We start from the raw sequence: 25,960 nt of genomic DNA, 5'->3' as shown, positions 1-25,960 counted from the left end.
GAGCTGCCGCAGGCTGCGATCTTTTGATCTTGTTTTTTGTGAATCAAAATCAAAAGATCGCAGCCTTCGGCAGCTCCTACAGGGGTTGTGCATCAATCGACGGTTTTCGCGTCCGCCGATAGGGTTATGCATCGATCAACGGGTGTCAGTGCGTGCGGGTTACTTTGCTCAGGTGGCGCGGTTGGTCCGGGTCCATGCCACGGGCCACGGCCAAACCTGCCGCCATCACGTAGAAGCTCTGGATCGCCAGAATCGGATCGAGCGCCGGGTGTTCGGCGCGGGTCAGGGTCAAGTCGCGTTCGCTCACGTCGTCCGGTGCGGCCAGCAACACGCGGGCGCCGCGTTGGCGCATTTCTGCTGCCAGGCTCAACAGGCCAGCCTGTTCAGCACCGCGCGGTGCGAAAACCAGCAACGGATAGTGTTCGTCGATCAGCGCCATCGGGCCATGACGCACTTCGGCGCTGCTGAACGCTTCGGCCTGAATTGCCGAGGTTTCCTTGAATTTCAGCGCTGCTTCCTGAGCGATGGCGAAACCGGCACCACGGCCGATCACCATCAAACGCTCGCAATCGCGCAACGCTTCGATGGCCACGCTCCAGTCCTGTTTGGCCGCTTCGCGCAGGCCTTCAGGCAGGGCGTTACCGGCCTCGAGCAATTCGCTGTCCTCTTTCCAGTGCGCGATTAACCGGGCGCTGGCGCTGAGGGTGGCGATAAAACTCTTGGTCGCGGCGACACTGCTTTCAGTCCCGGCGAGCAGCGGCACGCTGAATTCACACGCCGCTTCCAGTGGCGAATCGGCGGCGTTGACCATCGACACGCTCAGCGCGCCACGTTTGCGCAGCAGACGCAGGCTGTTGACCAGATCCGGGCTCTGCCCTGATTGCGAAAACGCGAACGCCACCTGACCGCTGACCTTCAACGGCGCCTGCTGCATGGTCACCACCGACATCGGCAACGACGCTACCGGCACGCCCAGTTGCTGCATGGTCAGGTAGGCGAAATAGCTCGCCGCGTGGTCGGAGCTGCCGCGCGCAACGGTCATCGCCACTTGCGGCGGCTGACGGCGCAGGCGCCCGGCGATCTCGATCATTTGCGGGTCGAGTTGTTGCAGTTGGGCTTGCACGGCCTCGAAGGAGGACAGCGCCTCCTCAAGCATTTTTGAAGTCAATGTCTTCTCCTTCGACCATGACGGCGGTCAGTGTGAGTGAGCGATCGAGTCGCACGCAGTCGGCCCAGGCACCTGGTGCAAGGCGCCCGCGTTCGGTGATGCCGAGGTAGTCGGCGGGGAATTGCGACAGACGTTGCGAGGCTTCGGCGATCGGCAAACCGATCTTCACCAGATTGCGCAGGGCCTGATCCATGGTCAGCGTGCTGCCGGCCAACGTGCCATCGGGCAGGCGCACGCCGCCCAGGCATTTGGTCACGGTGTGGCTGCCGAGCTTGTACTCACCGTCGGGCATGCCGGCGGCGGCGGTCGAATCGGTGACGCAATACAGGCACGGGATCGAGCGCAGAGCCACGCGAATGGCGCCGGGATGCACGTGGAGCAAATCCGGAATCAGTTCGGCGAATTTGGCGTGGGCGAGTGCCGCGCCAACGATGCCCGGCTCGCGGTGATGCAACGGGCTCATGGCGTTGTAGAGGTGGGTGAAACTGGTCGCGCCAGCCTCCATTGCGGCAACGCCTTCCTCGTAACTGCCGAGGGTGTGGCCGATCTGCATGCGCACGCCACGGCTGCTGAGTTCGCGGATCAAACCGTCGTGACCGGCGATTTCCGGGGCGATGGTGATCACGCGGATCGGTGCCAGTGCCAGATACTCTTCGACTTCGGCCATCAACGCGGTGTGGGCGAAGTTCGGTTGCGCACCGAGTTTGCCGGGATTGATGTACGGACCTTCGAGGTGGACGCCGAGAACGCGGGCGGCACCTTTCGGACGCTGTTCGCAGAACTCTCCTACTTCCTTCAACACGCTGGAGATCTCAGCGCTCGGCGCAGTCATGGTGGTGGCCAGCAGCGAGGTGGTGCCGAAACGAACGTGGGTTTTGGTGATGGTCTCGAAAGCGCTGGCGCCTTCCATGATGTCTTTGCCGCCGCCGCCATGCACGTGCAGGTCGATGAAGCCCGGCAGCAGATACGGCAGGTCATTGGTTGCCGGATCGCAAGGTACGCCTTCGATCGACACGACTTTGCCGTGTTCGTGGATCAGCCGGCCGCGAATCCAGCCGCTGGCGGTGAGGATGTTGTCTTCGGACATTTTGGTTCTCGCTTGTGGCTGCGCTTAACGGCGAAGCTCTGCAACAAAGTCGTAGTAGTCGTTGCGGCAATAGGTGTCGGTGACTTCGATCGGCGTGTTGTCTTCGAGGTAGCCGACCCGGGTCATCAGCAGCATGGCGGTGCCGGGGGCGATGCCGACCAGCGCGGCGAATTCATCCGAGGCGTTGATCGCCTGAATGTGCTGCAAGGCGCGGACGATCGGTTTGCCGATGCCGTCGAGGTATTCGTAGAGCGAATCGCCGACCAGTTGTGGCTTGGGCATGATCGAGGCGGGCAGGGTGCTCATCTCGATGGCCATCACCGTGTCATCGGCTTTGCGCAGACGTTTCATGCGCGCGACCTTGTCGTTCGGCGACAGGCTGAGGCGGATCAATTCTTCGTGGGTCGGCAGGGTGATTTCGCGTTCCAGCCATTGCGAGCTAGGCACGAAACCTTTCAAACGCAGCATCTCGCTGAAACCGGACAGGCGCGACAGCGGTTGTTCCAGACGCGGCGTGATAAAGGTGCCGGAACCTTGCAGGCGACGGATCAGGCCTTGATCGAGGAGGACTTCCAGGGCCTTGCGTGCGGTAACCCGAGAGATACCGAGCATTTCACTGAGATTGCGCTCGGACGGCATCGCTTGCTCGGACTTCCACTGCCCGGCATGGATCGCCGCTTCCAGATTGCGCGCCAGTTGCAGGTACAGCGGCGTCGGCTGGGAGTCGTCTGGACGTAGGGCGTGGAGGTCGTTCATGTAGGTCATTTCCGGCGCGAGTATAGGATTGTTGTGGCTCGCTTGTGAGGCGGAAATTAATACCACTTGAATACCATGTCAACGCGGGTAATCGGCCTTTAGCCCAATGAAATGGCGGCTTGTAGCACGTATGGTTTGAAGTGGTATTAAAGGTGGGCCGTAAAAAGCAAAAGATCGCAGCCTGCGGCAGCTCCTACAGTGGAAAGTGGTATCACCTCTGTAGAAGCTGCCGCAGGCTGCGATCTTTTGATTTATTTTTTTGCGGGTGACCAGCGGTACTGCTGAATGAGCACTCTGTGGCGAGGGGATTTATCCCCGATCGACTGCGCAGCAGTCGCAAAACCTGCCAACTCGGTTTGGCTGAGAGAACGCGGGGGCGGCTTCGCCACTCAACGGGGCGGTGCGGCGTTTCGCTGAATCCCTCGCCACAGGTTAAGGGCGGATTTCAACCATCGTGCCATCCGGCACCAGGCTCCACACTTCGCGCATATCAACGTTGCGCATGGCGACGCAGCCGTCCGTCCAGTCGAGGGTGTGGAACAGGTCTTCCGGGGTTTCTTCGGAATCCGGCGTGCCGTGGATCATGATCATCCCGCCAGGCTCGACGCCTTCGCGCCGGGCGCGGGCCGAGTCGGTGATGTTCGGGTAGGAAATGTGCATCGACAGGTTGAATTTGTCGCTGGTCTTGCGCCAGTCGATCCAATAAAAACCTTCCGGCGTGCGCTTGTCGCCTTCAATCAGTTTCGGGCCTTTTTTCGCGCCCTTGCCCAAGGAGATGCGATAGGTCTTCAGCGGCTTGCCGTCGGCAATCAACTGCAGTTGATGCGCCGATTTGAGCACCAGAACTTTCTCGATAAGCGGGGTATTCGCCGGCGTCACGGTGGTCACGAAGGACGCTTGGGAGACGCTGACGAACGACAGGCAGAACAGGGCAAGCAACCAGCGCATTGAAACGATTCCCCAGGGAGTGAAGCAAACAGGATTTATGTAGGAGCTGCCGCAGGCTGCGATCTTTTGATCTTCTAACCAACAATGACCGGCTGCACCAACGGCGGAATCGATTCCGAACGCACCGGATACACCTCAACCCGCCGATCAGCAAAGAAGCATTCTAAGGTACGCCCCACCGTCCTGAAAGCCAGCTCATCCCATGGAATGTCGGCTTCGTCGAATAGTTGCACTTCAAGGCTCTCGGGGCCGGCGGCAAAGTCCAGATCAACCAGCTCTGCGCGGAAGAACACATGCACCTGACTGATGTGTGGCACATCGATCAGCGTATAGATGCTCAGATTACGCACGCGGGCGCAGGCTTCCTCGGCGGTTTCGCGGATCGCGGCCTGTTCGATGGTCTCGCCGTTCTCCATGAAACCGGCGGGCAGCGTCCAATAACCGAGGCGCGGTTCGATGGCGCGACGGCAGAGCAACACTTTCGTGCCCCAGGTCGGCACGCAACCGGCGACAATATTGGGGTTCTGATAGTGAATGGTCTGACAGCTGTCACAGACAAATCGCAGCCGCGAATCGCCTTCGGGAATGCGCTGGGTGACCGGGTTACCGCAGTGGCTGCAAAATTTCATGCTGGGCTTCCTGAATGCTGCGCCTATCTTGGCGTGCAGCGGTGTCGGTCGGCAAGTTGTCGTTTCGCGACATGGCGAGATTCGGGGGCTTGGGCGGCTGCAATGATTGGTGCATGATGCAGGGTAAGGCACTGATCGAGAACACTCATGCTGGACGAGCTACTGCATCGGGTAAGCAACCACACACCGCGCACGCTGGAGACCGACAAACGTTTCCCCGAGGCCGCCGTTCTGGTGCCGATCACCCGCAGTGACCAACCGGAACTGGTCCTGACCCTGCGCGCCAGCGGGCTCTCGACCCATGGCGGCGAAGTGGCTTTCCCCGGTGGACGCCGCGATCCCGAAGACCCGGATCTGATTTTCACCGCCCTGCGCGAAGCAGAGGAAGAGATCGGTCTGCCGCCGGGACTGGTCGAAGTGATCGGCCCGCTCAGCCCGCTGATCTCCCTGCACGGCATCAAGGTCACGCCTTATGTCGGCGTAATCCCCGATTTCGTCGAGTATCAGCCCAACGATGCCGAGATCGCCGCGGTGTTCAGCGTACCGCTGGAATTCTTCCGCAAAGACCCCCGCGAACACACCCATCGCATCGACTATCAAGGTCGCAGCTGGTACGTGCCGAGCTACCGCTATGGCGACTTCAAGATCTGGGGCCTGACGGCGATCATGATCGTCGAGTTGATCAATCTGCTTTATGACGCCAAGATCAGTCTGCACCAACCGCCGAAAAGCTTTATTGGCACGTAAGCCATCGTTCGAATGGCCATCACCGTGAGCCCTGAGGAAAACAAGATGAAATACCGCTTGGGCGACGCCCGTGTCGAGACCCACCCGCAGAGCTGGGTCGCCCCCAACGCCGTGCTGGTGGGCAAGGTCAAACTGGAAGAGGGCGCCAACGTCTGGTTCAACGCCGTGCTGCGTGGCGACAACGAACTGATCCTGATCGGCAAGAACAGTAATGTGCAGGACGGCACCGTGATGCACACCGACATGGGCTATCCGCTGACCATCGGTACCGGCGTGACCATCGGCCACAACGCCATGCTGCATGGCTGCACCGTGGGCGATTACAGTCTGATCGGCATCAACGCGGTGATTCTCAACGGCGCGAAGATCGGCAAGAACTGCATCATCGGCGCCAACTCACTGATTGGTGAGGGCAAGGAAATTCCCGATGGTTCGCTGGTGATGGGCTCGCCGGGCAAGGTTGTGCGTGAACTGACCGAGCCGCAGAAGAAGATGCTTGAAGCCAGCGCCGCGCACTATGTGCATAACTCACAGCGTTATGCGCGTGATCTGGTTGAGCAGGAAGAATGAACACGCCCGAAAGACTGGTCGCCTCGCCGTGCGTGAATATTTGTGCGCTGGATGAGGAGGATATTTGTACCGGCTGCCAGCGTACGGTTGAGGAAATCACCCGCTGGGGCCGCATGAGCAATGACGAGCGCCGCGTGGTGCTGGGGTTGTGTCATGAGCGGGCGAAGGCGAGTGGTTTGGTGTGGATGATTGGGTCGACCCCGAACAAGTAGCAAAGAGCAAAAGATCGCAGCCTTCGGCAGCTCCTACATTTTGAAATGCGTTCCCTTGTAGGAGCTGCCGAAGGCTGCGATCTTTTGATTCTCCTTTGGCTGAAGTAATCTGTGCGCCAATCTGCCAGGTCGCCTCCATGATTTTCCTCATCGCCTACATCAGCAGCGTCGTGCTGATCAATTTCGCCTTCTCTACCGCTCCGCACCTGGACATCATCTGGTCGGCCTGGGGCGGCTTGGTGTTCGTGCTGCGCGACATGGTGCAAATCCGTTTCGGTCACGGTGCGATCGCGGCGATGCTGGCAGCGTTGGTACTGTCTTACGTCACCTCCGATCCCTCCATCGCGCTGGCCAGCGCCACGGCGTTCGCGGTTTCCGAGTGCATCGACTGGCTGGTGTTCAGCATCACCAAACGGCCATTGCGCGACCGCTTGTGGATCAGTTCGGCACTGAGCATCCCCCTCGACACCTTCATCTTTTTCGGCATGATCGACTTGCTGACACCGCCGGTGATCATCACCGCGCTGCTGTCGAAATTCGCTGGCGTCACCGCCGTCTGGCTGATCATGGCCTGGCGCGATCGCAAACAGGCCGTCGCCGGCTGAAGCCAAAGCCTCGGGTTCATGTAAAATGCCGCGCTTTCTCCCCATGGAAAGCGCGGCTGGCGTCGCTTTCCTCGATGATCCGCTGCTTTGAGGACCTGAGATGACCCGTATCGGAACTCCGTTGTCGCCAACCGCGACCCGCGTATTGCTGTGTGGCTGTGGTGAGTTGGGCAAGGAAGTGGTGATCGAGCTGCAACGCCTGGGCGTTGAAGTGATCGCCGTCGACCGTTACGCCAACGCGCCGGCCATGCAAGTTGCCCATCGCAGCCACGTGATCAACATGCTCGACGGCGCCGCTCTGCGTGCGGTGATCGAAGCCGAGAAGCCGCACTTCATCGTGCCGGAAATCGAAGCCATCGCCACCGCCACCCTGGTTGAACTGGAAGCCGAAGGCTTCACCGTGATCCCGACCGCGCGCGCTGCGCAACTGACCATGAACCGCGAAGGCATCCGTCGTCTGGCCGCTGAAGAGCTGGACCTGCCGACCTCGCCTTACCACTTTGCCGACACCTTCGAGGGCTACAGCAAAGCTGTTGAAGACCTGGGTTTCCCTTGTGTCGTCAAACCGGTGATGAGCTCGTCGGGCAAAGGCCAGAGCCTGCTGCGCAGCACCGATGACGTGCAGAAAGCCTGGGATTACGCGCAAGAGGGCGGTCGCGCCGGCAAAGGTCGGGTGATCATCGAAGGCTTTATCGATTTCGACTACGAAATCACCCTGCTGACCGTGCGCCATATCGGCGGCACCACGTTCTGTGCGCCGGTCGGTCACCGTCAGGAGAAGGGCGACTACCAGGAATCGTGGCAGCCACAAGCCATGAGCCCGATTGCTCTGGCTGAATCCGAACGCGTCGCCAAAGCGGTGACTGAAGCGCTGGGCGGCCGTGGTCTGTTCGGTGTTGAGCTGTTCATCAAAGGTGATCAGGTGTGGTTCAGCGAAGTCTCGCCGCGTCCGCATGACACCGGTCTGGTCACGTTGATTTCCCAGGATCTGTCGCAGTTTGCCTTGCACGCTCGCGCGATTCTGGGTCTGCCAGTGCCGCTGATCCGTCAGTTCGGGCCATCGGCTTCGGCAGTGATTCTGGTGGAAGGGCAGTCGACGCAGACCGCATTCGCCAATCTCGGCGTTGCGTTGAGCGAGCCGGATACGGCATTGCGCCTGTTTGGCAAGCCGGAAGTGAATGGTCAGCGCCGCATGGGCGTGGCGTTGGCGCGGGATGAGTCGATCGAGGCAGCGCGTGCCAAGGCGACCCGTGCTGCTCAGGCTGTTGTCGTAGAACTCTAAACCGAGTCGCGTCCATCGCGGGCAAGCCCGCTCCCACAGGTTTTTTGTCGTACACAAAAATTGTGATCAACAGAAATCCCTGTGGGAGCGGGCTTGCCCGCGATAGCGATCTGTCAGGCAACCTGATTCAGATCGTTATCCCGCGTCTCTTTCAGACACAGCACCGCAATCAAACTCAGCACCGCCGCCCCCGACACATACCCGCCGACATAACTCAAACCACCCATCGCCACCAGTTTCTGCGCAAAGAACGGCGCCGCCGAGGCCCCGACAATCCCGCCCAGGTTATACGCCGCTGAAGCACCGGTATAACGCACGTGGGTCGGAAATAGCTCCGGCAACAGTGCGCCCATCGGTGCAAACGTCACGCCCATCAAAAACAGCTCGATGCACAGAAACAGCGCCACGCCCCAGGTCGAACCCTGAGTCAGCAACGGCTCCATCAGAAATCCAGACAAAATCGCCAGCACGCCACCGATGATCAGCACCGGTTTACGCCCATAGCGATCGCTGGCCCAAGCCGACAGCGGCGTCGCGGCCGCCATGAACAGCACGGCAAAGCACAGCAATCCCAAGAATGTCTCGCGGCTGTAACCCAGCGTGGAAACCCCATAGCTCAGGGAGAACACCGTCGAGATATAGAACAGCGCATAGCACACCACCATCGCCGCTGCGCCCAACAAGGTCGGTGCCCAATACTGGCTGAACAGCTCGACCAGCGGCACTTTTACCCGCTCCTGACGCGCGATGGCATTGGCGAATACCGGCGTTTCATGCAGTTTCAAGCGCACGTACAAGCCGACCATCACCAGCACCGCGCTGAGCAGAAACGGAATCCGCCAGCCCCAGCTGCGAAATTGCTCATCATCGAGGGTCATGGCCAGAGTCAGAAACAAACCGTTGGCCGCGAGAAAGCCAATCGAAGGGCCGAGCTGCGGAAACATGCCGAACCACGCGCGCTTGCCCTTCGGTGCGTTTTCCGTGGCGAGCAGGGCGGCACCGCCCCATTCGCCGCCCAATCCCAGGCCCTGACCAAAACGCAGCACGCACAATAGAATCGGTGCCCACGCGCCGATGGTGGCGTAACCCGGCAGCACGCCAATCAGCGTTGTACATACGCCCATCAACAGCAAGGATGCGACCAGCGTCGACTTGCGCCCGATACGGTCACCGAAGTGGCCGAACAGCGCCGAGCCCAGCGGTCGGGCAAGGAAGGCGATACCGAAAGTAAGAAACGCCGAGAGCATCTGCGCGGTGCCGGACGTCTGCGGAAAGAACACCGGCCCGATCACCAGCGCGGCCGCCGTGGCGTAAACATAGAAGTCGTAGAACTCGATCGCGGTGCCGATAAAACTCGCCGTCGCCACGCGGGTGGCGGAGTTGGTTGGTTGGGCAGGCGCGGTGTCGCTGTAAGCGGTACTGGTCGTCATGCGGTGATCCCTGACAGTCATGAGCTCCGTTGGAGCGAATTATTATGGTCGAACACCCAGGGATGTGGGATGAGGCGCGGTCGCTGTTTCAGGTAGGAACAGTCGCCGGAGTGCAGCGGAAATGGCCGAAACCTGTTGTGTGCGGGGTAAGCACGAGGGCCGGCGTAGCTTGGGTAAGCTGATCCGATTATAGGAAGGGGGCTAACGATCAAACAAGAGCAAAGATCGCAGCCTGCGGCAGCTCCTACATGGGAACGCATTTCAAATGTAGGAGCTGCCGAAGGCTGCGATCTTTTATCGGGCAGGCAGCAAAGCAGGCACAGAAGAGGTATGCCAGATCAACACCTTGCTCACCCGGTTCTCTTCAGTCTCAAGAATCTCCAGCCGATAGCGCCCGATCTTCAAGCACACCGCGCTCTCAGGAATCGTTTCCAACGCCTCGGTCACCAAGCCATTCAGCGTTTTCGGCCCATCGCTCGGCAAGTGCCAGCCCAGGCACTTGTTCAATTCACGAATCGACGCGGTGCCATCGATCACCATCCGCCCATCCGCCTGCGGATGAATATGCGGGTTATCGAGGCTGTGCTCGCTTTCGAACTCGCCGACGATTTCTTCGAGAATATCTTCCAGGGTAACGATGCCCAGCACTTCGCCGTACTCGTCGACCACCATGCCCAGCCGCCGCTGCTGCTTATGAAAGTTCAGCAGTTGCAGTTGCAGTGGCGTACTTTCCGGAACGAAATACGGCTCATAACTGGCCGCCAGCAGCGCCTCGATAGTCAGATCGCCATTGTTCAACAGGTGACGGATCTGCCGGGTGTTGAGCACCGCTTCGACCTGATTGATGTCGCTGTGGAACACCGGCAGGCGCGTGCGCTTGTTGTGGCGCAGTTGCTCGATGATCTCTTCAATCGAGTCGTCGAGGTTGATGCCGTCGACATCGCTGCGCGGTACCAGAATGTCGTTAACGGTGATGTTGTCCAGCGCATGTATCCCCGAAACCGGGTGCGCGTGAACAGGATGCTCGGGATCATCACGACGATCGCTGGGCGCGTCATCGTCGCTCTGCTGCACCACTTGCGGTTTACGCGCGAACGGGCGGATCAGCAGGCTGCTGGCACGGCTGAACAGCCAGGCCAGTGGATAAACAATCTTCAGCGGCACCGCCAGCAAGGTATTGCCGAACGTCAGCACCGCATCGGGATAACGCTGAGCGACCGTGCGCGGGAAATAATCGGCGAACACCAGCAGAATTGCCCCGGCACCGAGGCAAGCGGCCCACGGGCCATTTTCCTCGCAGAGGAAAATCGCCAGCAGCGTCGCGATGATCACGGCGAGGGCTCGGCACAAGGTGTTGCAGAGGATCAGGCTGTCGAGCGGGAAGCTCAGCTTCGCCAGCGGTTTATCGCTGGCGCGCGAGGCGGTGCGTTGTGCGAGCAGGTGCTGCTGCGCGATTTCGACGGCGGTAAACAGCCCTGACCATAAAATCAGCAGGACAAATACCGCGAGCATCGGCCCTATGGGCAAACCGTCCATTTATGCCGCCCGTCAGATGTGCAGAATGTATTCACGAACCAGTTTGCTGCCGAAATACGCCAACATCAGCAGGCAGAAACCGGCGAGGGTCCAGCGAATCGCCTTGTGACCGCGCCAGCCGAGACGGTTGCGGCCCCACAGCAACACGCTGAAGACGATCCAGGCCAGGCACGCCAATAGAGTTTTGTGCACCAGATGCTGGGCGAACAGGTTCTCGACGAACAGCCAGCCGGAAATCAGCGACAGCGACAGCAGCGTCCAGCCGGCCCAGAGGAAACCGAACAACAGGCTTTCCATGGTTTGCAGCGGCGGGAAGTTCTTGATCAGCCCGGACGGGTGCTTGTGCTTGAGCTGGTGGTCTTGCACCAGCAGCAGCAAGGCCTGGAACACCGCAATGGTGAACATGCCGTAGGCGAGGATCGACAATAGAATGTGTGCGAGGATGCCCGGCTCTTCATCGATGATCTGCACCGTGCCGGTCGGCGCGAACTGCGCCAGCAGCACGGTGATCGCGCCCAGCGGGAACAGCAGCACCAGCAGGTTTTCCACCGGAATGCGCGAGCAGGCGATCAGCGTCAGGGCGATCACCGCCGCGGCGATCAGGCTGGACGCGCTGAAGAAATCCAGACCCAGACCAATCGGCGTCAGCAAATGCGTGAGCAGGCTGGCAGCGTGGGCCACCACGGCGAAAACGCCGAGGCCAACCAGCAGGCGCTTGTTCGCCTTGGCGCCAGTGGCCAAGCGGGTGCTCTGATAAAGGGTCGCAGCGGCATATAGAAGGGCGGCGGCGAGGGTGGTCAGCAAACTGGGTGACAAGGGGAGCATAAATCCTGTTAGGCAAGCCCGAAAGGGGCTGAGTTTGGCATAGAACCGCCACGACACGAAAGACTCAGGAAGCTGACAGCGAGGTGTCCGCCAGCCGCAGTCTTCGCTATAATCCGCGACCTGCCCACGCCGCAGGCTCGCCGAGCACATGTTGATTCCGGTCTGGGCCGCCATTATCCCGGTCTACACAGGGCCTGAAAGGATCGCGCAATGTTTGAAAACTTAACCGACCGTCTCTCGCAGACGCTGCGCCATGTCACCGGCAAGGCGAAGCTGACCGAGGACAATATCAAAGACACCCTGCGTGAAGTGCGCATGGCGTTGCTCGAAGCCGACGTCGCCCTGCCGGTGGTCAAGGACTTCGTCAATTCGGTCAAGGAGCGCGCTGTCGGCACCGAGGTGTCGCGCAGTCTGACGCCGGGCCAGGCATTCGTGAAGATCGTCCAGGCTGAGCTCGAAAGCCTGATGGGCGCGGCCAACGAAGATTTGAACCTGAGCGCCGTACCGCCAGCCGTCATTCTGATGGCCGGTCTGCAGGGCGCGGGTAAAACCACTACCGCCGGTAAACTTGCGCGCTTCCTTAAGGAGCGCAAGAAGAAGTCGGTCATGGTCGTGTCGGCGGACGTTTATCGCCCGGCCGCTATTAAACAGCTGGAAACCCTGGCCAACGACATCGGCGTGACGTTCTTCCCGTCCGACTTGAGCCAGAAGCCGGTCGACATCGCCACCGCAGCTATTAAAGAAGCCAAACTGAAATTCATCGACGTGGTCATCGTCGATACCGCCGGTCGTCTGCACATCGACGAAGAGATGATGGGCGAGATCAAGGCACTGCACGCCGCGATCAACCCGATCGAGACCCTGTTCGTGGTCGACGCCATGACCGGTCAGGATGCGGCCAACACGGCCAAGGCCTTCGGTGATGCGCTGCCGCTGACCGGTGTGATCCTGACCAAGGTCGACGGCGACGCCCGTGGCGGTGCCGCACTGTCGGTGCGCGCGATCACCGGCAAGCCGATCAAGTTCATCGGTATGGGCGAGAAGAGCGAAGCGCTCGATCCGTTCCACCCTGAACGTATTGCCTCGCGGATTCTCGGCATGGGCGACGTGCTCAGCCTGATCGAACAGGCCGAAGCGACCCTCGATAAAGACAAGGCCGACAAACTGGCCAAGAAGCTGAAGAAGGGCAAGGGCTTCGACCTCGAAGACTTCCGCGATCAGCTGCAACAGATGAAGAACATGGGCGGCCTCGGCGGCCTCATGGACAAACTGCCGAGCATCGGCGGCGTCAACCTGTCGCAAATGGGCAATGCCCAAAACGCCGCAGAGAAGCAATTCAAACAGATGGAAGCCATCATCAATTCCATGACCCCGGCCGAGCGCCGCGACCCTGAGCTGATCAGCGGTTCGCGCAAACGCCGGATCGCCATGGGTTCCGGCACTCAGGTGCAGGACATCGGTCGCTTGATCAAGCAGCACAAGCAGATGCAGAAGATGATGAAGAAATTCACCGCCAAAGGCGGAATGGCGAAAATGATGCGCGGCATGGGCGGAATGTTGCCCGGCGGCGGCATGCCGAAAATGTAAAGAATCCGCGCCGGTCGTCGCACCGGCGCAGACCCTGCAAGGACGCAGGATCAACAGCAAACCCGCACTTGGCGGGAGCTGACCGGCCGTTTTCATCGACGGCTCTATATGCAGATCTGCACGGCATGCCATAGGCGCCGGAAAAAGTCATTTGCAAAAGTCCGGATATTCCTTAGAATATGCGGCCTTTCGGGCACCCATGCCCGCTGTGCATTTAGATTTGCAGCACCGACTACAGGAACGATGTTCACATGCTAACAATCCGTCTTGCCCTTGGCGGCTCCAAAAAGCGCCCGTTTTACCACCTGACCGTAACCGACTCGCGTAACCCGCGTGACGGCTCCCACAAAGAACAGGTTGGTTTCTTCAACCCTGTTGCCCGTGGTCAGGAAATCCGTCTGTCCGTGAACCAAGAGCGCGTAGCCTACTGGCTGAGCGTTGGTGCACAGCCTTCTGAGCGTGTTGCTCAGTTGCTGAAGGAATCTGCAAAGGCTGCGGCCTGAGCAATATGAACGCGACGCCTGCTGTTGCCGATGATTTGATCGTTATTGGCAAAATTTATTCTGTTCATGGCGTTCGCGGCGAAGTGAAGGTTTATTCCTTTACTGATCCGACTGAAAACCTGTTGCAGTACAAAACCTGGACGCTCAAGCGCGAAGGCAATGTCAAACAGGTCGAGCTGGTCAGTGGACGCGGGAGCGACAAGTTCCTGGTCGCAAAGCTCAAGGGTCTTGATGATCGTGAAGAAGCTCGTCTTCTGGCCGGTTATGAGATCTGCGTGCCGCGCAACCTGTTCCCTGAATTGACCGACGGCGAGTACTACTGGTACCAGCTGGAAGGTCTGAAGGTCATCGATCAACTGGGGCAATTGCTCGGGAAAGTCGATCATCTTCTGGAAACCGGCGCCAATGATGTAATGGTCGTCAAGCCTTGCGCTGGCAGCCTGGACGATCGCGAACGCTTGTTGCCCTATACGGCGCAATGTGTGTTGGCAGTCGATCTGGCCGCGGGCGAGATGAAGGTGGATTGGGACGCGGACTTCTAAGCGTGGCTAACTTGCGCGTAGAAGTGATCAGTTTGTTTCCCGAGATGTTTTCCGCCATCGGCGACTACGGCATCACCAGTCGAGCGGTCAAACAGGGGCTCTTGCAGCTGACCTGTTGGAACCCGCGGGATTACACGACGGATCGGCATCACACTGTGGACGATCGCCCGTTTGGCGGTGGTCCGGGCATGGTGATGAAGATCAAGCCCCTGGAAGATGCTCTGGTTCAGGCCAAGGCAGCAGCCGGGGAGGCGGCGAAGGTGATTTACCTGTCCCCCCAAGGCCGTCAACTGACTCAGTCGGCGGTACGCGAGTTGGCACAATCGGATGCATTGATCCTGATTGCCGGCCGCTATGAAGGCATTGACGAGCGTTTTATTGAAGCTCATGTCGATGAAGAGTGGTCGATTGGCGACTATGTACTGTCTGGCGGCGAGCTGCCGGCCATGGTCCTGATCGATGCGGTTACACGACTGCTGCCTGGAGCTTTAGGGCATGCGGACTCCGCCGAGGAAGATTCCTTTACGGATGGTCTGCTGGATTGCCCGCACTACACCCGACCTGAGGTGTATGCGGATCAGCGTGTACCCGACGTGTTGCTGAGTGGCAACCACGCGCATATCCGGCGTTGGCGTTTACAGCAGTCCCTTGGTAGGACCTTTGAACGACGCGCCGATCTTCTGGAAAGCCGCTCGCTTTCTGGAGAAGAGAAGAAGCTGCTCGAGGAATACATCCGCGAGCGGGACGATAGTTAACAACGTATCGATGGTAGATCGAACGATTTACCTTAGGAGCACAGCATGACCAACAAAATCATCCTTGCACTCGAAGCAGAGCAGATGACCAAAGAAATCCCTACCTTCGCCCCAGGCGACACTATTGTCGTTCAGGTGAAAGTGAAGGAAGGCGATCGTTCCCGTCTGCAAGCGTTCGAAGGCGTTGTAATCGCCAAGCGTAACCGCGGCGTGAACAGTGCGTTCACCGTTCGTAAAATCTCCAACGGTGTTGGCGTAGAACGTACTTTCCAGACCTACTCCCCGCAGATCGACAGCATGGCTGTTAAACGTCGCGGTGACGTACGTAAAGCCAAGCTGTACTACCTGCGCGACCTGTCGGGTAAAGCAGCTCGCATCAAGGAAAAACTGGCTTAAGTCCAGCTTCCGATGCAGAAAAAAGCAGCCTACGGGCTGCTTTTTTGTTGCCCGCAATAAACTGCCCCCATCCTGTAGGAGCTGCCGAAGGCTGCGATCTTTTGATCCTGTTTTCGATTTGCAGTCTACGTTTTACGAGTCATCTCACATGTCTACCCGCGAACAGGAAATCCAACGCCGCACCGAACTCTCGGTGACACGCGTCACCAAAGCCGTCTTCCCGCCGACCACCAACCACCACAACACCCTGTTCGGCGGCACCGCGCTGGCGTGGATGGACGAAGTTTCCTTCATCACCGCGACACGCTTCTGCCGTCTGCCATTGGTGACCGTGTCCACCGATCGCATCGACTTCAATCACGCGATCCCGGCCGGGTCCATCGTCGAGCTGGTGGGGAAGGTGATCAAGGTCGGCAACACCAGCCTCAAGGTCGAGGTGGAAGTCTTTGTCGAGAGCATGAGCTGTGATGGCCGCGAGAAGGCCATTCATGGGCAGTTCAGCTTTGTTGCGATCGATGACGACAAGCGGCCGGTGCCGGTGCTGCCGGGTTTTGCAGCTTGAATCTTTAAAAGATCGCAGCCTTCGGCAGCTCCTACATGTCATGCGTTTTCTCTGTAGGAGCTGCCGAAGGCTGCGATCTTTTGCTTTTAAGCCTGTTGCGCCTCAGGCTGAATCAACGCCAGCAACGTCCACCCCGCCCCAGGCTTCACCGCCGTCTCCGGCGTCACCACATGCACCCAACCGCTGTCATCGCGCATGAACAGCAACGTCGCACGATTGCCATGCAGCGCCCGGTAATCTTCCCAGCCAAAACCATCGGTCAACGTCGTGCTATACAGTTCAGACCCTTGGCCCATCTGGCTGGCCAGTTTCGCGTAGGTAAACGCCTCGCTGCCCAATTGATTACCCCGGTGTTCCAGGCTCGCCCGATGTTTATCGCTGCGCCGACTCTCGTGCCCACTGGCCAACCCGAACAAACGCTGATGCCCGAAGTCATGCCGAAAGCGCATCGCCGCCAGAGTATTGAGTTCACCCGAAGGCGACAGCGCCAGCAAATGCCCCAACCCGACCAGATCCAGATGCGCATCGGCGTGCTGCGAGGCCGGGTTGCCGAAGTACGTGGGCAAACCTTCCATGCGCGCCGCGCGAATGTTTTCCCAGCTCGAATCGGTCAGCAGCACGCGGCTACCCAGTTGCTGCAGCGACTTGCCCAGCTCCCGCGCCGGACCGTTCGCACCAACGATCAGGAAACCGCTCGGCGCCGGCTCGGCAACCTTCAATAGCCGTGCAAGTGGTCGTGCGGTCGCGCTTTGCAGCACCACCGTGCCGATGATCACCGCAAACGTCAGCGGCACCAGCAGCAGCGCACCTTCATGCCCGGCCTCGTGCAGACGAATCGCGAAAATCGCCGACACCGCCGCCGCGACAATCCCGCGTGGCGCGATCCAGCACAGCAACGCACGCTCGCGCCAACTCAGGCTGGAACCGGCCGTGCTGAGCAATACGTTCAACGGCCGGGCGATCAACTGAATCACCAGCAACAGAATCAGCACCAGCGGCCCCAGCCCGATCAACGCATACAGATCCAGGCGCGCCGCGAGCAAAATGAACAGGCCGGAAATCAGCAGCACGCTGAGGTTTTCCTTGAAGTGCAGGATGTGCCGCACATCCACGCCCTTCATGTTCGCCAGCCACATGCCCATCAGCGTCACCGCCAACAGTCCCGACTCGTGCATCACGGTGTTCGAAGCAATGAAAATCCCCAACACCGCCGCCAACGACGCGAGGTTATGCAGATATTCCGGCAGCCACTGCCGGCGGATCACCGTGCCGAGCAGCCAGCCGCCAACAATCCCGAACACCGCGCCACAGACGATCACGCCGCCAAAGGTGAACAGGCTTTGTTTCAGACCATGGCCTTCAGCGCTGGCAATGATGAAGCTGTAAACCACCACGGCGAGGAGGGCGCCGATCGGGTCGATGACGATGCCTTCCCAGCGCAGAATATTGGCGATCGAGGCTTTCGGTCGCACCACGCGCAGCATCGGCACGATCACGGTCGGGCCGGTGACCAGCGTCAGGCTGCCGAAAAGGATGGCCAGCATCCAGTCGAAGCCGAGCAGAAAATGTGTGGCGACCGCGATGACGATCCAGGTCGAGATCGCGCCAATGGTCACCAGTCGATGGACGACGCTGCCGATCTCTTTCCATTCCGACAGGTGCAGCGTCAGGCTGCCCTCGAACAGAATCAGCGCCACCGCCAGTGACACCAGCGGCATCAGCAATGGGCCAAACATTTCCTGTGGATCGAGCCAGCCCAGCACCGGGCCGACCAGAATGCCGGTCAGCAACAGAAACAGAATTGCCGGCAACTTCAGGCGCCAGGCCAGCCATTGGCACCCCAGCGCTGCCGCACCAATCCCGCCAAATGCCAATAGAATTTGCTGCTCGTTCATTGATGCTCCCTGTTCCTTGAAGTAGCGGGCTATGAAAGACTAGCGCCCATTCCTACAGTTCACTCTACATTTGCGCACAGCCCTTGAGGCTGTGTGTCTTGAGCGCCCATGCCTGCCATCGACCATCCACTGATTGACCAATTCCTCGACGCTCTGTGGCTTGAGAAGGGCCTGTCCGACAACACGCGCGGCGCTTACCGCAGCGATCTCGCCCTGTTCAATGGCTGGTTGCAGGAGAAAAACCTCGAGCTGATCAACGCCGGGCGTGAGCTGATCCTTGATCATTTGGCCTGGCGCCTTGAGCAAAACTACAAACCGCGTTCCACGGCGAGATTTCTCTCCGGTGTGCGTGGCTTTTATCGCTATCTGTTGCGGGAAAAAATGATCAGCGTCGACCCGACGTTACGTGTCGACATGCCGCAACTGGGTAGGCCATTACCCAAATCGCTGTCAGAAGCTGACGTGGAGGCGCTGTTGCAGGCGCCAGACTTGAGCGAAGCGATTGGTCAGCGTGACCGCGCCATGCTTGAAGTGCTGTATGCATGCGGTTTGCGCGTGACCGAACTGGTCAGCCTGACGCTGGAGCAAGTCAACTTGCGTCAGGGCGTGTTGCGGGTGATGGGCAAGGGCAGCAAGGAGCGGCTGGTGCCGATGGGCGAGGAGGCGATTGTCTGGATCGAGCGCTACATGCGCGATGGGCGCGGCGAACTGCTCGGCGGGCGGCCCAGTGATGTACTGTTTCCCAGTCAACGCGGCGAGCAGATGACCCGGCAGACGTTCTGGCACCGGATCAAGCATCAGGCCAAGGTCGCGGGGATTGGCAAGTCGTTGTCGCCGCACACCTTGCGTCATGCGTTCGCCACGCACCTGCTCAACCATGGCGCCGACCTGCGCGTGGTGCAGATGCTGCTCGGCCACAGCGACCTCTCCACCACGCAAATCTATACCCACGTCGCCCGCGCCCGCCTGCAAGAGCTGCACGCCAAACACCACCCGCGCGGCTGACACATCCCCTTTGTTTGAAATACTTACCTGTGGTGAGGGGATTCATCCCCGACGGGCTGCGCAGCGGCCCCCATCTTGGGCTGCTCGGTTTGACTGATAGATTGGGGGGATGGTTTTGGGGCTGCTTCGCAACCCAGCGGGGATAAATCCCCTCGCCACAATAATGTGTGTCAGTCACATAGGGGTGTAGCAGTTGCAGAGGCAGTGCGTTGCGCGTGGTGCAGATGCTGCTGGGCCACAGCGACCTCTCCACCACGCAAATCTACACCCACGTCGCCCGCGCCCGCCTGCAAGACCTGCACGCCAAACACCACCCGCGCGGCTGACACATCCCTAATGTTGGAACACTAACCTGTGGTGAGGGGATTTATCCCCGTTCGGCTGCGCAGCAGTCGCAAACCCGGCTGGCTCGGTTTTGCGTGAAAGATCGCGATGGATGGTTTTAGGGCTGCTTCGCAACCCAGCGGGGATAAATCCCCTCGCCACAATAATGTGTGTCAGCCATATATGGTTGTGGGTCAGTTGTACAAGCATGCAGCTGTGTCAGTTACACATGAATGTATGGCGACAGGCGCATTCGGCCACCGTGGCCTTATGTGTTAGGCTTTGCCGGTTTGCACGATGGACGGTTATGACCCGGTGTTCCGGCACGGGCGTTCTGATCGTTTCATTTGTCCGCCTTCAGGAGTTCTCATGCGTCTGACCCAGATTTTCGCCGCCGCAGCCATTGCGTTGGTCAGCACCTTTGCCGTCGCCGATGACGCGGCCGACAAAGCCATTCGTAAAAGCCTGGAAAACCTCCAGCTCGAAGTCCCGGTAGAGACCATCACCGCCAGTCCTCTGCCAGGCATGTACGAAGTCAAACTCAAAGGCAGCCGCGTGCTCTATGCCAGTGCTGATGGCCAGTACATCGTTCAGGGTTACCTGTTCCAGCTCAAGGACGGCAAACCGGTCAACCTGACCGAAAAAACCGAACGCCTGGGCGTCTCGAAACTGATCAATGCCATTCCGGTCGCCGAAACCGTGGTCTACCCGGCCATCGGCGAAACCAAATCGCACATCACCGTGTTCACCGACACCACTTGCCCGTACTGCCACAAGCTGCACGCCGAAGTGCCAGAGCTGAACAAGCGCGGCATCGAAGTGCGTTATGTCGCGTTCCCGCGCCAGGGTTTGAATTCGCCGGGTGACGAGCAGCTGCAAGCCGTGTGGTGCTCGAAAGACAAGAAAGCCGCCATGGACAAAATGGTCGATGGCAAGGAAATCAAGGCCGCCAAGTGCGATAACCCGGTTTCCAAGCAGTTCGCCCTCGGTCAGTCGATCGGCGTGAACGGCACACCGGCCATCGTTTTGGCCGACGGACAAGTCATTCCGGGCTACCAGCCTGCGCCACAAGTCGCCAAACTGGCGCTGGGCGCGAAGTAATTCGCATCGTCACGGTCAGCCGTGACGATCATGGCCCGGCAGCGACATCGCCGGGCCATCAATTGAGAGCCGCGAGCACGCGGTTGTTTTCCGGCCGACCCCGCGTCGGCCGTTTTATGGGGAGTTCACAGTGAATCCGGTCAAAGTAGGCATCTGTGGGTTAGGGACCGTCGGTGGCGGTACCTTCAACGTACTTCAGCGCAACGCCGAGGAAATTGCTCGTCGTGCCGGGCGTGGAATCGAAGTGGCACAAATTGCCATGCGCACGCCAAAGCCTCAGTTCCAGACGACCGGTATTGCGATTACCAACGATGTCTTCGAAGTGGCCACAAACCCTGAGATCGACATCGTCATAGAGCTGATGGGCGGCTACACCGTTGCCCGCGAGCTGGTACTCAAGGCCATCGAGAATGGCAAGCATGTGGTCACCGCGAACAAGGCACTGATTGCCGTTCACGGTAATGAAATTTTCGCCAAGGCTCGCGAGAAGGGCGTGATCGTGGCGTTCGAAGCGGCCGTGGCCGGTGGCATTCCGGTGATCAAGGCGATCCGCGAAGGCCTGTCCGCCAACCGCATCAACTGGGTCGCCGGGATCATCAACGGCACCGGCAACTTCATCCTCACCGAAATGCGTGAGAAGGGCCGTACCTTCGAAGACGTGCTGGCCGAAGCGCAGGCACTGGGTTACGCCGAAGCCGATCCGACCTTCGACGTTGAAGGCATCGACGCCGCGCACAAGCTGACGATTCTGGCTTCCATCGCGTTCGGCATCCCGCTGCAATTCGACAAGGCTTACACCGAAGGCATCACCAAACTGACCACCGCCGACGTCAACTACGCCGAAGCGCTGGGCTACCGCATCAAGCACCTCGGCGTGGCACGCAGCACTGCCGCCGGCATCGAGCTGCGCGTACACCCGACGCTGATCCCGGCCGATCGTCTGATCGCCAACGTCAACGGCGTGATGAACGCGGTGATGGTCAACGGCGATGCCGCCGGTTCGACGCTGTTCTACGGCGCTGGCGCCGGCATGGAGCCAACCGCTTCGTCGGTGATCGCCGATCTGGTTGACGTGGTTCGTGCCATGACTTCCGACCCGGAAAACCGCGTGCCGCACCTGGCCTTCCAGCCGGACTCGCTGTCGGCCCATCCGATCCTGCCGATCGAAGCCTGCGAAAGTGCTTACTACCTGCGTATTCAGGCCAAGGACCATCCGGGCGTGTTGGCTCAGGTGGCGAGCATCCTCTCGGAGCGCGGCATCAACATCGAGTCGATCATGCAGAAGGAAGTCGAAGAGCACGACGGTCTGGTGCCGATGATCCTGCTGACCCACCGCGTGGTCGAGCAGCGCATCAACGACGCCATCGCCGCCCTCGAAGCGCTGGCCGGCGTGAATGGTCCGGTCGTACGGATCCGCGTCGAGCACCTGAATTAAATAGAAGCAGCTGCAAGCTTCGAGCTGCAAGCGGCAAGAGAAAAGCGGTCTGGCTTTTACTTGCAGCTTGTAGCTCGTAGCTTGAGGCCCAAACCGAAGGTTTGCCCTTATGCGTTACATCAGTACCCGCGGCCAGGCACCGGCCCTGAATTTCGAAGACGTCCTGCTGGCTGGTCTGGCGACCGACGGCGGTCTGTACGTTCCGGAAAACCTGCCACGTTTCACCCAGGAAGAAATCGCTTCCTGGGCCGGCCTGCCGTATCACGAGCTGGCTTTCCGCGTCATGCGCCCGTTCGTCACCGGCAGCATTCCGGACGCCGATTTCAAAAAGATTCTTGAAGAAACCTACGGCGTGTTCTCGCACAGCGCCGTCGCGCCGCTGCGTCAGTTGAATGGCAACGAATGGGTGCTGGAGCTGTTCCACGGCCCGACCCTGGCGTTCAAGGACTTCGCCCTGCAACTGCTCGGTCGTCTGCTCGACTACGTGCTGGAAAAACGTGGTGAGCGCGTCGTAATCGTTGGCGCTACTTCCGGTGATACCGGTTCGGCCGCCATCGAAGGCTGCAAGCACTGCGAAAACGTCGACATCTTCATCCTGCACCCGCACAACCGTGTGTCGGAAGTGCAGCGTCGCCAGATGACCACGATTTTCGGCGAGAACATCCACAACATCGCCATCGAAGGCAACTTCGATGACTGCCAGGAAATGGTCAAGGCGAGCTTCGCCGACCAGAGCTTCCTCAAAGGCACGCGTCTGGTGGCGGTGAACTCGATCAACTGGGCGCGGATCATGGCCCAGATCGTTTACTACTTCCACGCCGCCCTGCAGTTGGGCGGCCCGGCGCGTTCGGTGTCGTTCTCGGTGCCAACCGGCAACTTCGGCGACATCTTTGCCGGTTACCTGGCGCGCAACATGGGGCTGCCGATCAACCAGTTGATCGTCGCCACCAACCGCAACGACATCCTGCACCGCTTCATGAGCGGCAATCAGTACGTCAAGGAAACCCTGCACGCCACGCTGTCGCCGTCGATGGACATCATGGTCTCGTCGAACTTCGAACGCCTGTTGTTCGACCTGCACGGTCGCAACGGTGCAGCGATCGCCGGCCTGATGGATTCGTTCAAGCAGGGTGGCGGTTTCAGCGTCGAGCAAGAGCGCTGGACCGAAGCGCGCAAACTGTTCGATTCGCTGGCCGTGGATGACGCACAAACCTGCGAAACCATCGCAGAAGTCTACGAGCAGACCGGCGAAGTACTGGATCCGCACACCGCCATCGGTGTCAAAGCTGCGCGTGAATGCCGTCGCAGCCTGGATATCCCTATGGTCATCCTGGGCACCGCTCACCCGGTGAAATTCCCTGAGGCCGTAGAGAAAGCCGGTGTAGGAAAAGCGCTCGAACTACCTGCACATCTTTCTGATTTGTTTGAGCGAAACGAGCGCTGCACCGTTCTGCCAAACGAGCTGAAAGCCGTGCAAGCCTTTGTCAGCCAGCATGGCAACCGCGGCAAGCCGCTTTAAGCCTGCAAAAGCTGTCACATTTTGAAGCCCGTCTCCTGACGGGCTTTTTTGTTTCTGCTGCCACACTGCTCGGGTTTTCACCCACGAAGGACGGGTGAGTCGATCACGAAGGAAGTGGCAATGTGGTTTTTTCGAAATTTGAAGCCGGCGACGGTCGGGCTGTTTGTATTGGCAATGCTGGGGTTCATGCGCTGGGGAGTGGCGGCACAACTGATGCTGCACGATGTCGAGGGCAGCAAGTTTCTGCCCGTGGAACTCGACGCCAAGGAGCGCCAATGGATCCGCGACAACCCTCGGATCATCGTCGCATCGGTGCAATATCCGTTGTACCTGTTCCAGGATGAACATGCTCACTGGAGCGGCTTGAACAACGAAGTGCTCCAGCGCATCAGCGCCATGACGGGGCTGCAGTTCGTGCATCAGGAGTCGTTCTCCACCGATCACATGCTCGAGCGGCTTGAGAAGGCCGAAGCGGACATCAGCACGACGTTGGCGATGAGTGATGAACGCAAAGTGTTTCTGGATTTCAGCCACGCCTTTGGCGGCGCCGGTTGGGTGTTTGTCGGCCGAATCGGTGAGCCGCCGGTGCAGTCGCTGGAACAATTGGCCAAACGCGTGCTGGTTCTGCCGAGCCGCCACGCACTCGAAGGCATCATTCGGCGCGACTATCCATCGATCGAGATCCGCTCGGTCAAAACCTACGCTGAAGCGCGGGCGTTGGTCGAAAGCGGCGAGGCGTACGCCACCATCGAAAACGAAATCGGCGCGCAATTGTTTCCCTCGGGATTGCTGCGCGTCGGCGAACTGCTGGAGGGTAAATGGGAAGCCGATCACCTGGCCGTGCGCAAAGGCCAGCCGGAGCTGTTGAGCATCCTCAACAAGGCGCTCGAGGCTTTTCCTGCGGCGGAGCTGCGTGCCATTCGGCTCAAGTGGCTGGACGGCGTCTCCCTGACCCCTGCGCCTTCGATCTGGCAGCGGGTCACGGGTTGGGGCTGTTGGACAATGACCGTCATTGGCCTGTTTGGCGTGCTGTCGTTGATCTGGAATCGCCGCTTGAGCGCCGTGATCAAACAACGCTGCCAGGCCGAAAAAGACCTCGGCGATCAGTTAGCCTTTCAGCATGCGCTGATCGATTCGATGCCCGATCCGATATTTGTCCGCGACTTGTACGGGCGGTTGATCATGTGCAATCGCAGTTACGAAGAGGCGCTCCTGGTGCGTTTCGATCAAGTGCAGGGGCGCTCGCTGCCGGAGGTCGATGCGCTGCCCAAGGCAACGGCGCTGATGTTGCACGATGAATTCATGCAGCAATTGCGCACGCGCAAGACACGCTTCAGTAATCGGCAGCTGCAGTTCAAGACCGGTCCTCGCGATGTCTATCAATGGACGGTGCCGTTTTACAGCGCTGATGGGCAGCTGCGCGGTCTGCTCGGAGGCTGGACTGATATCACTCACCGGCGAGTGAGCACACCGGGTCGGCATCCTTGGTGAACTTGGGAAAAGTCCTATAACACGTGACTACTTTTCCGATGGGAGGCTGAGGACGGCTGCCCTAGAGTGAACGGCATCTGCGGTGAGAGTCCGCACCTGCCGTTTCCGAGGTTGCTCATGCGCTCGCTCAAAGTCCTGATTCTTGAACACAACCCCTTTCAATTGATGGCGCTGCACCAGATGCTCAATGCCGTCGGTATCTACAACGTGCTGACCGCGCCTTCGCTGGCCGCAGCCTTGTGTTCTCTGGGGCACCGAGGCGCGGTCGATATCGCGATCTGCGATCCGCAACTCAAGGGCGGTGATGGCGTCGCATTGATTCAGCATCTGGCGGTCGAGCGGCAAGCGCGAGCGCTGGTTCTTCTCGGTACGGTCGCACCCAGCCTGCAGAACGACCTCGAGCGCTTATTGCAGCAACACCCCCTGCAATTGCTCGGACGTTTGCAGACCCCGGTTTCAGCCGTACTCATGCGTGATTTGCTCGACCGCTACCTGAACGCCCTGCATCAGCCACTGGAGGTCTGAAGCGCGGCGTTATTTTTCTGTCATCTTCACCGTGCATGCTCTGCAAGACCGGTGACGCTCCACGGAAGTAGCCATTGGCAGGCAGAACTTTCTTCTCGGGCCGGTGGTCATTTATTGTGAACACGCCCCAGGCACTATGTTTTCGGACTAATGAGTGGAGATCGAGATGGAAAGTATCAGTCTATTGCTCGGTGAGGCTCTGAGCCCGTATCAAGTGACGTTGACCCCTCGTGGCAGCCATGGCGAATGCCTGGTGACCCTGAAGAACAGCAACGGCGCCATTGTGGTTGAACGCGAATTCAATCAGGCGCAGTTGAGCGACAAGCGCTTGCTGACCGATGTCGTCGACGGTTTGCACCGTGACGTGCTGATCGCCGAAGGGCGACTGGAACCCTGTGTGATTGCGGCATTGCGCAACGCGGCGCTGGATAAACGTGCGGCGCTGTAAAGATGAAATATTTTTTGTGGGAACCTTCCTGCATCCCTGTCAGTCAGACCCAGTAACAGCAGGATCAAGCATTGTGC

27 protein-coding genes and 1 pseudogene are annotated in these 25,960 nt (G+C 59.5%); 19 read left to right on the top strand and 9 right to left on the bottom strand.

Features of this window, described 5'->3' with window-relative positions; translation table 11 throughout:
• Nucleotides 1-145: 145 nt before the first annotated feature.
• From ACZZ0B_RS20890 to ACZZ0B_RS20870, 5 genes are all read right to left on the bottom strand, one after another.
• Complete coding sequence (locus ACZZ0B_RS20890; protein WP_110721222.1) at nucleotides 146-1,168, bottom strand: SIS domain-containing protein; 1,023 nt, start codon at nucleotides 1,166-1,168, stop codon at nucleotides 146-148.
• Nucleotides 1,149-2,255, bottom strand: a complete 1,107-nt coding sequence (gene nagA / locus ACZZ0B_RS20885) for an N-acetylglucosamine-6-phosphate deacetylase (RefSeq protein ID WP_212549647.1) — start codon at nucleotides 2,253-2,255, stop codon at nucleotides 1,149-1,151. Before nagA ends, ACZZ0B_RS20890 begins: the two co-directional genes overlap by 20 nt.
• Nucleotides 2,256-2,279: 24 nt before the next feature.
• Entirely contained in the window at nucleotides 2,280-3,011 is a 732-nt protein-coding gene (locus ACZZ0B_RS20880) for a GntR family transcriptional regulator (RefSeq protein ID WP_129389579.1), read from the bottom strand.
• 432 nt (nucleotides 3,012-3,443) lie between these two features.
• Entirely contained in the window at nucleotides 3,444-3,959 is a 516-nt protein-coding gene (locus ACZZ0B_RS20875; RefSeq protein WP_463546147.1) for a L,D-transpeptidase family protein, read from the bottom strand.
• 74 nt (nucleotides 3,960-4,033) lie between these two features.
• Nucleotides 4,034-4,588 carry an NUDIX hydrolase gene (locus ACZZ0B_RS20870; protein WP_008081648.1) on the bottom strand — a complete coding sequence of 185 codons (555 nt, stop codon included), beginning with the start codon at nucleotides 4,586-4,588 and terminating at the stop codon, nucleotides 4,034-4,036.
• Nucleotides 4,589-4,735: 147 nt separating this feature from the next.
• On the opposite strand from ACZZ0B_RS20870, the gene ACZZ0B_RS20865 reads away from it, so the two are divergent.
• The 5 genes from ACZZ0B_RS20865 (at nucleotide 4,736) to purT (ending at nucleotide 8,004) form a co-directional block, all read left to right on the top strand.
• A complete protein-coding gene (locus ACZZ0B_RS20865; RefSeq protein ID WP_400755683.1) occupies nucleotides 4,736-5,335 on the top strand; it encodes a CoA pyrophosphatase in 600 nt (199 codons plus the stop codon).
• Nucleotides 5,336-5,380: 45 nt separating this feature from the next.
• On the top strand, nucleotides 5,381-5,905 hold the full coding sequence (locus tag ACZZ0B_RS20860; protein WP_007954617.1) for a gamma carbonic anhydrase family protein: 525 nt from the start codon (nucleotides 5,381-5,383) through the stop codon (nucleotides 5,903-5,905).
• Complete coding sequence (locus ACZZ0B_RS20855) at nucleotides 5,902-6,117, top strand: DUF1289 domain-containing protein (RefSeq protein ID WP_463546146.1); 216 nt, start codon at nucleotides 5,902-5,904, stop codon at nucleotides 6,115-6,117. The genes ACZZ0B_RS20860 and ACZZ0B_RS20855 overlap by 4 nt, the downstream gene beginning before the upstream one ends.
• Before the next feature lie 137 nt (nucleotides 6,118-6,254).
• Nucleotides 6,255-6,722: a preQ0 transporter gene (locus tag ACZZ0B_RS20850; RefSeq protein WP_463546145.1), complete on the top strand. Its 468-nt coding sequence runs from the start codon at nucleotides 6,255-6,257 to the stop codon at nucleotides 6,720-6,722.
• Between the two features lie 100 nt (nucleotides 6,723-6,822).
• On the top strand, nucleotides 6,823-8,004 hold the full coding sequence (gene purT, locus ACZZ0B_RS20845) for a formate-dependent phosphoribosylglycinamide formyltransferase (RefSeq protein WP_463546144.1): 1,182 nt from the start codon (nucleotides 6,823-6,825) through the stop codon (nucleotides 8,002-8,004).
• Nucleotides 8,005-8,117: 113 nt separating this feature from the next.
• On the opposite strand, the gene ACZZ0B_RS20840 is transcribed toward purT, so the two are convergent.
• The 3 genes from ACZZ0B_RS20840 to ACZZ0B_RS20830 form a co-directional block, all read right to left on the bottom strand.
• Entirely contained in the window at nucleotides 8,118-9,434 is a 1,317-nt protein-coding gene (locus ACZZ0B_RS20840; RefSeq protein WP_008081636.1) for an MFS transporter, read from the bottom strand.
• 294 nt (nucleotides 9,435-9,728) lie between these two features.
• Entirely contained in the window at nucleotides 9,729-10,970 is a 1,242-nt protein-coding gene (locus ACZZ0B_RS20835; RefSeq protein WP_463546143.1) for a transporter associated domain-containing protein, read from the bottom strand.
• A 12-nt stretch (nucleotides 10,971-10,982) separates the two neighbouring features.
• Nucleotides 10,983-11,795, bottom strand: a complete 813-nt coding sequence (locus ACZZ0B_RS20830; protein ID WP_008081632.1) for a cytochrome C assembly family protein — start codon at nucleotides 11,793-11,795, stop codon at nucleotides 10,983-10,985.
• A gap of 210 nt (nucleotides 11,796-12,005) precedes the next feature.
• Between ACZZ0B_RS20830 and ffh the strand changes: the two genes are divergently transcribed.
• From ffh to ACZZ0B_RS20800, 6 genes are all read left to right on the top strand, one after another.
• On the top strand, nucleotides 12,006-13,382 hold the full coding sequence (gene ffh, locus ACZZ0B_RS20825; protein WP_463546142.1) for a signal recognition particle protein: 1,377 nt from the start codon (nucleotides 12,006-12,008) through the stop codon (nucleotides 13,380-13,382).
• Nucleotides 13,383-13,633: 251 nt separating this feature from the next.
• Nucleotides 13,634-13,885, top strand: coding sequence for a 30S ribosomal protein S16 (gene rpsP / locus ACZZ0B_RS20820; protein ID WP_003185073.1), 252 nt, complete (start codon nucleotides 13,634-13,636; stop codon nucleotides 13,883-13,885).
• A 5-nt stretch (nucleotides 13,886-13,890) separates the two neighbouring features.
• The gene (gene rimM / locus ACZZ0B_RS20815) at nucleotides 13,891-14,427 is read left to right on the top strand and encodes a ribosome maturation factor RimM (protein ID WP_160056093.1); all 537 of its coding nucleotides are present in this window, start codon (nucleotides 13,891-13,893) and stop codon (nucleotides 14,425-14,427) included.
• Nucleotides 14,428-14,429: 2 nt separating this feature from the next.
• The gene (gene trmD / locus ACZZ0B_RS20810; RefSeq protein ID WP_008081628.1) at nucleotides 14,430-15,182 is read left to right on the top strand and encodes a tRNA (guanosine(37)-N1)-methyltransferase TrmD; all 753 of its coding nucleotides are present in this window, start codon (nucleotides 14,430-14,432) and stop codon (nucleotides 15,180-15,182) included.
• Nucleotides 15,183-15,227: 45 nt separating this feature from the next.
• On the top strand, nucleotides 15,228-15,578 hold the full coding sequence (rplS, locus tag ACZZ0B_RS20805; protein ID WP_003175895.1) for a 50S ribosomal protein L19: 351 nt from the start codon (nucleotides 15,228-15,230) through the stop codon (nucleotides 15,576-15,578).
• Nucleotides 15,579-15,726: 148 nt separating this feature from the next.
• Nucleotides 15,727-16,140 (top strand): acyl-CoA thioesterase, encoded by a 414-nt coding sequence (locus ACZZ0B_RS20800; protein ID WP_463546141.1) that lies wholly within the window; start codon nucleotides 15,727-15,729, stop codon nucleotides 16,138-16,140.
• Between the two features lie 86 nt (nucleotides 16,141-16,226).
• Here the strand turns inward: ACZZ0B_RS20800 and ACZZ0B_RS20795 are convergent, their stop codons facing one another.
• Nucleotides 16,227-18,035, bottom strand: a complete 1,809-nt coding sequence (locus ACZZ0B_RS20795; RefSeq protein WP_463546140.1) for a cation:proton antiporter — start codon at nucleotides 18,033-18,035, stop codon at nucleotides 16,227-16,229.
• 108 nt (nucleotides 18,036-18,143) lie between these two features.
• On the opposite strand from ACZZ0B_RS20795, the gene xerD reads away from it, so the two are divergent.
• The 8 genes and pseudogenes from xerD (at nucleotide 18,144) to ACZZ0B_RS20755 (ending at nucleotide 25,883) form a co-directional block, all read left to right on the top strand.
• Nucleotides 18,144-19,040 carry a site-specific tyrosine recombinase XerD gene (xerD, locus tag ACZZ0B_RS20790; RefSeq protein ID WP_440093400.1) on the top strand — a complete coding sequence of 299 codons (897 nt, stop codon included), beginning with the start codon at nucleotides 18,144-18,146 and terminating at the stop codon, nucleotides 19,038-19,040.
• 200 nt (nucleotides 19,041-19,240) lie between these two features.
• Nucleotides 19,241-19,366, top strand: a pseudogene (locus tag ACZZ0B_RS20785) (tyrosine-type recombinase/integrase); the annotation flags it as partial.
• A 367-nt stretch (nucleotides 19,367-19,733) separates the two neighbouring features.
• Nucleotides 19,734-20,465 carry a bifunctional protein-disulfide isomerase/oxidoreductase DsbC gene (dsbC, locus tag ACZZ0B_RS20780; protein ID WP_008081624.1) on the top strand — a complete coding sequence of 244 codons (732 nt, stop codon included), beginning with the start codon at nucleotides 19,734-19,736 and terminating at the stop codon, nucleotides 20,463-20,465.
• A 130-nt stretch (nucleotides 20,466-20,595) separates the two neighbouring features.
• Nucleotides 20,596-21,900 (top strand): homoserine dehydrogenase, encoded by a 1,305-nt coding sequence (locus ACZZ0B_RS20775; RefSeq protein ID WP_007908972.1) that lies wholly within the window; start codon nucleotides 20,596-20,598, stop codon nucleotides 21,898-21,900.
• A gap of 109 nt (nucleotides 21,901-22,009) precedes the next feature.
• The gene (gene thrC, locus ACZZ0B_RS20770) at nucleotides 22,010-23,419 is read left to right on the top strand and encodes a threonine synthase (protein ID WP_008081622.1); all 1,410 of its coding nucleotides are present in this window, start codon (nucleotides 22,010-22,012) and stop codon (nucleotides 23,417-23,419) included.
• Nucleotides 23,420-23,539: 120 nt separating this feature from the next.
• Nucleotides 23,540-24,910 (top strand): transporter substrate-binding domain-containing protein, encoded by a 1,371-nt coding sequence (locus ACZZ0B_RS20765; RefSeq protein ID WP_463546139.1) that lies wholly within the window; start codon nucleotides 23,540-23,542, stop codon nucleotides 24,908-24,910.
• Nucleotides 24,911-25,027: 117 nt separating this feature from the next.
• Nucleotides 25,028-25,435: a response regulator gene (locus tag ACZZ0B_RS20760; RefSeq protein WP_463546138.1), complete on the top strand. Its 408-nt coding sequence runs from the start codon at nucleotides 25,028-25,030 to the stop codon at nucleotides 25,433-25,435.
• 166 nt (nucleotides 25,436-25,601) lie between these two features.
• Nucleotides 25,602-25,883 carry a DUF3509 domain-containing protein gene (locus tag ACZZ0B_RS20755; protein ID WP_008081618.1) on the top strand — a complete coding sequence of 94 codons (282 nt, stop codon included), beginning with the start codon at nucleotides 25,602-25,604 and terminating at the stop codon, nucleotides 25,881-25,883.
• Nucleotides 25,884-25,960: the final 77 nt, after the last annotated feature.

It is taken from the genome of Pseudomonas sp. AC247 (genome assembly GCF_979258015.1).
This window is presented reverse-complemented; position numbering and strand designations above follow the sequence as displayed.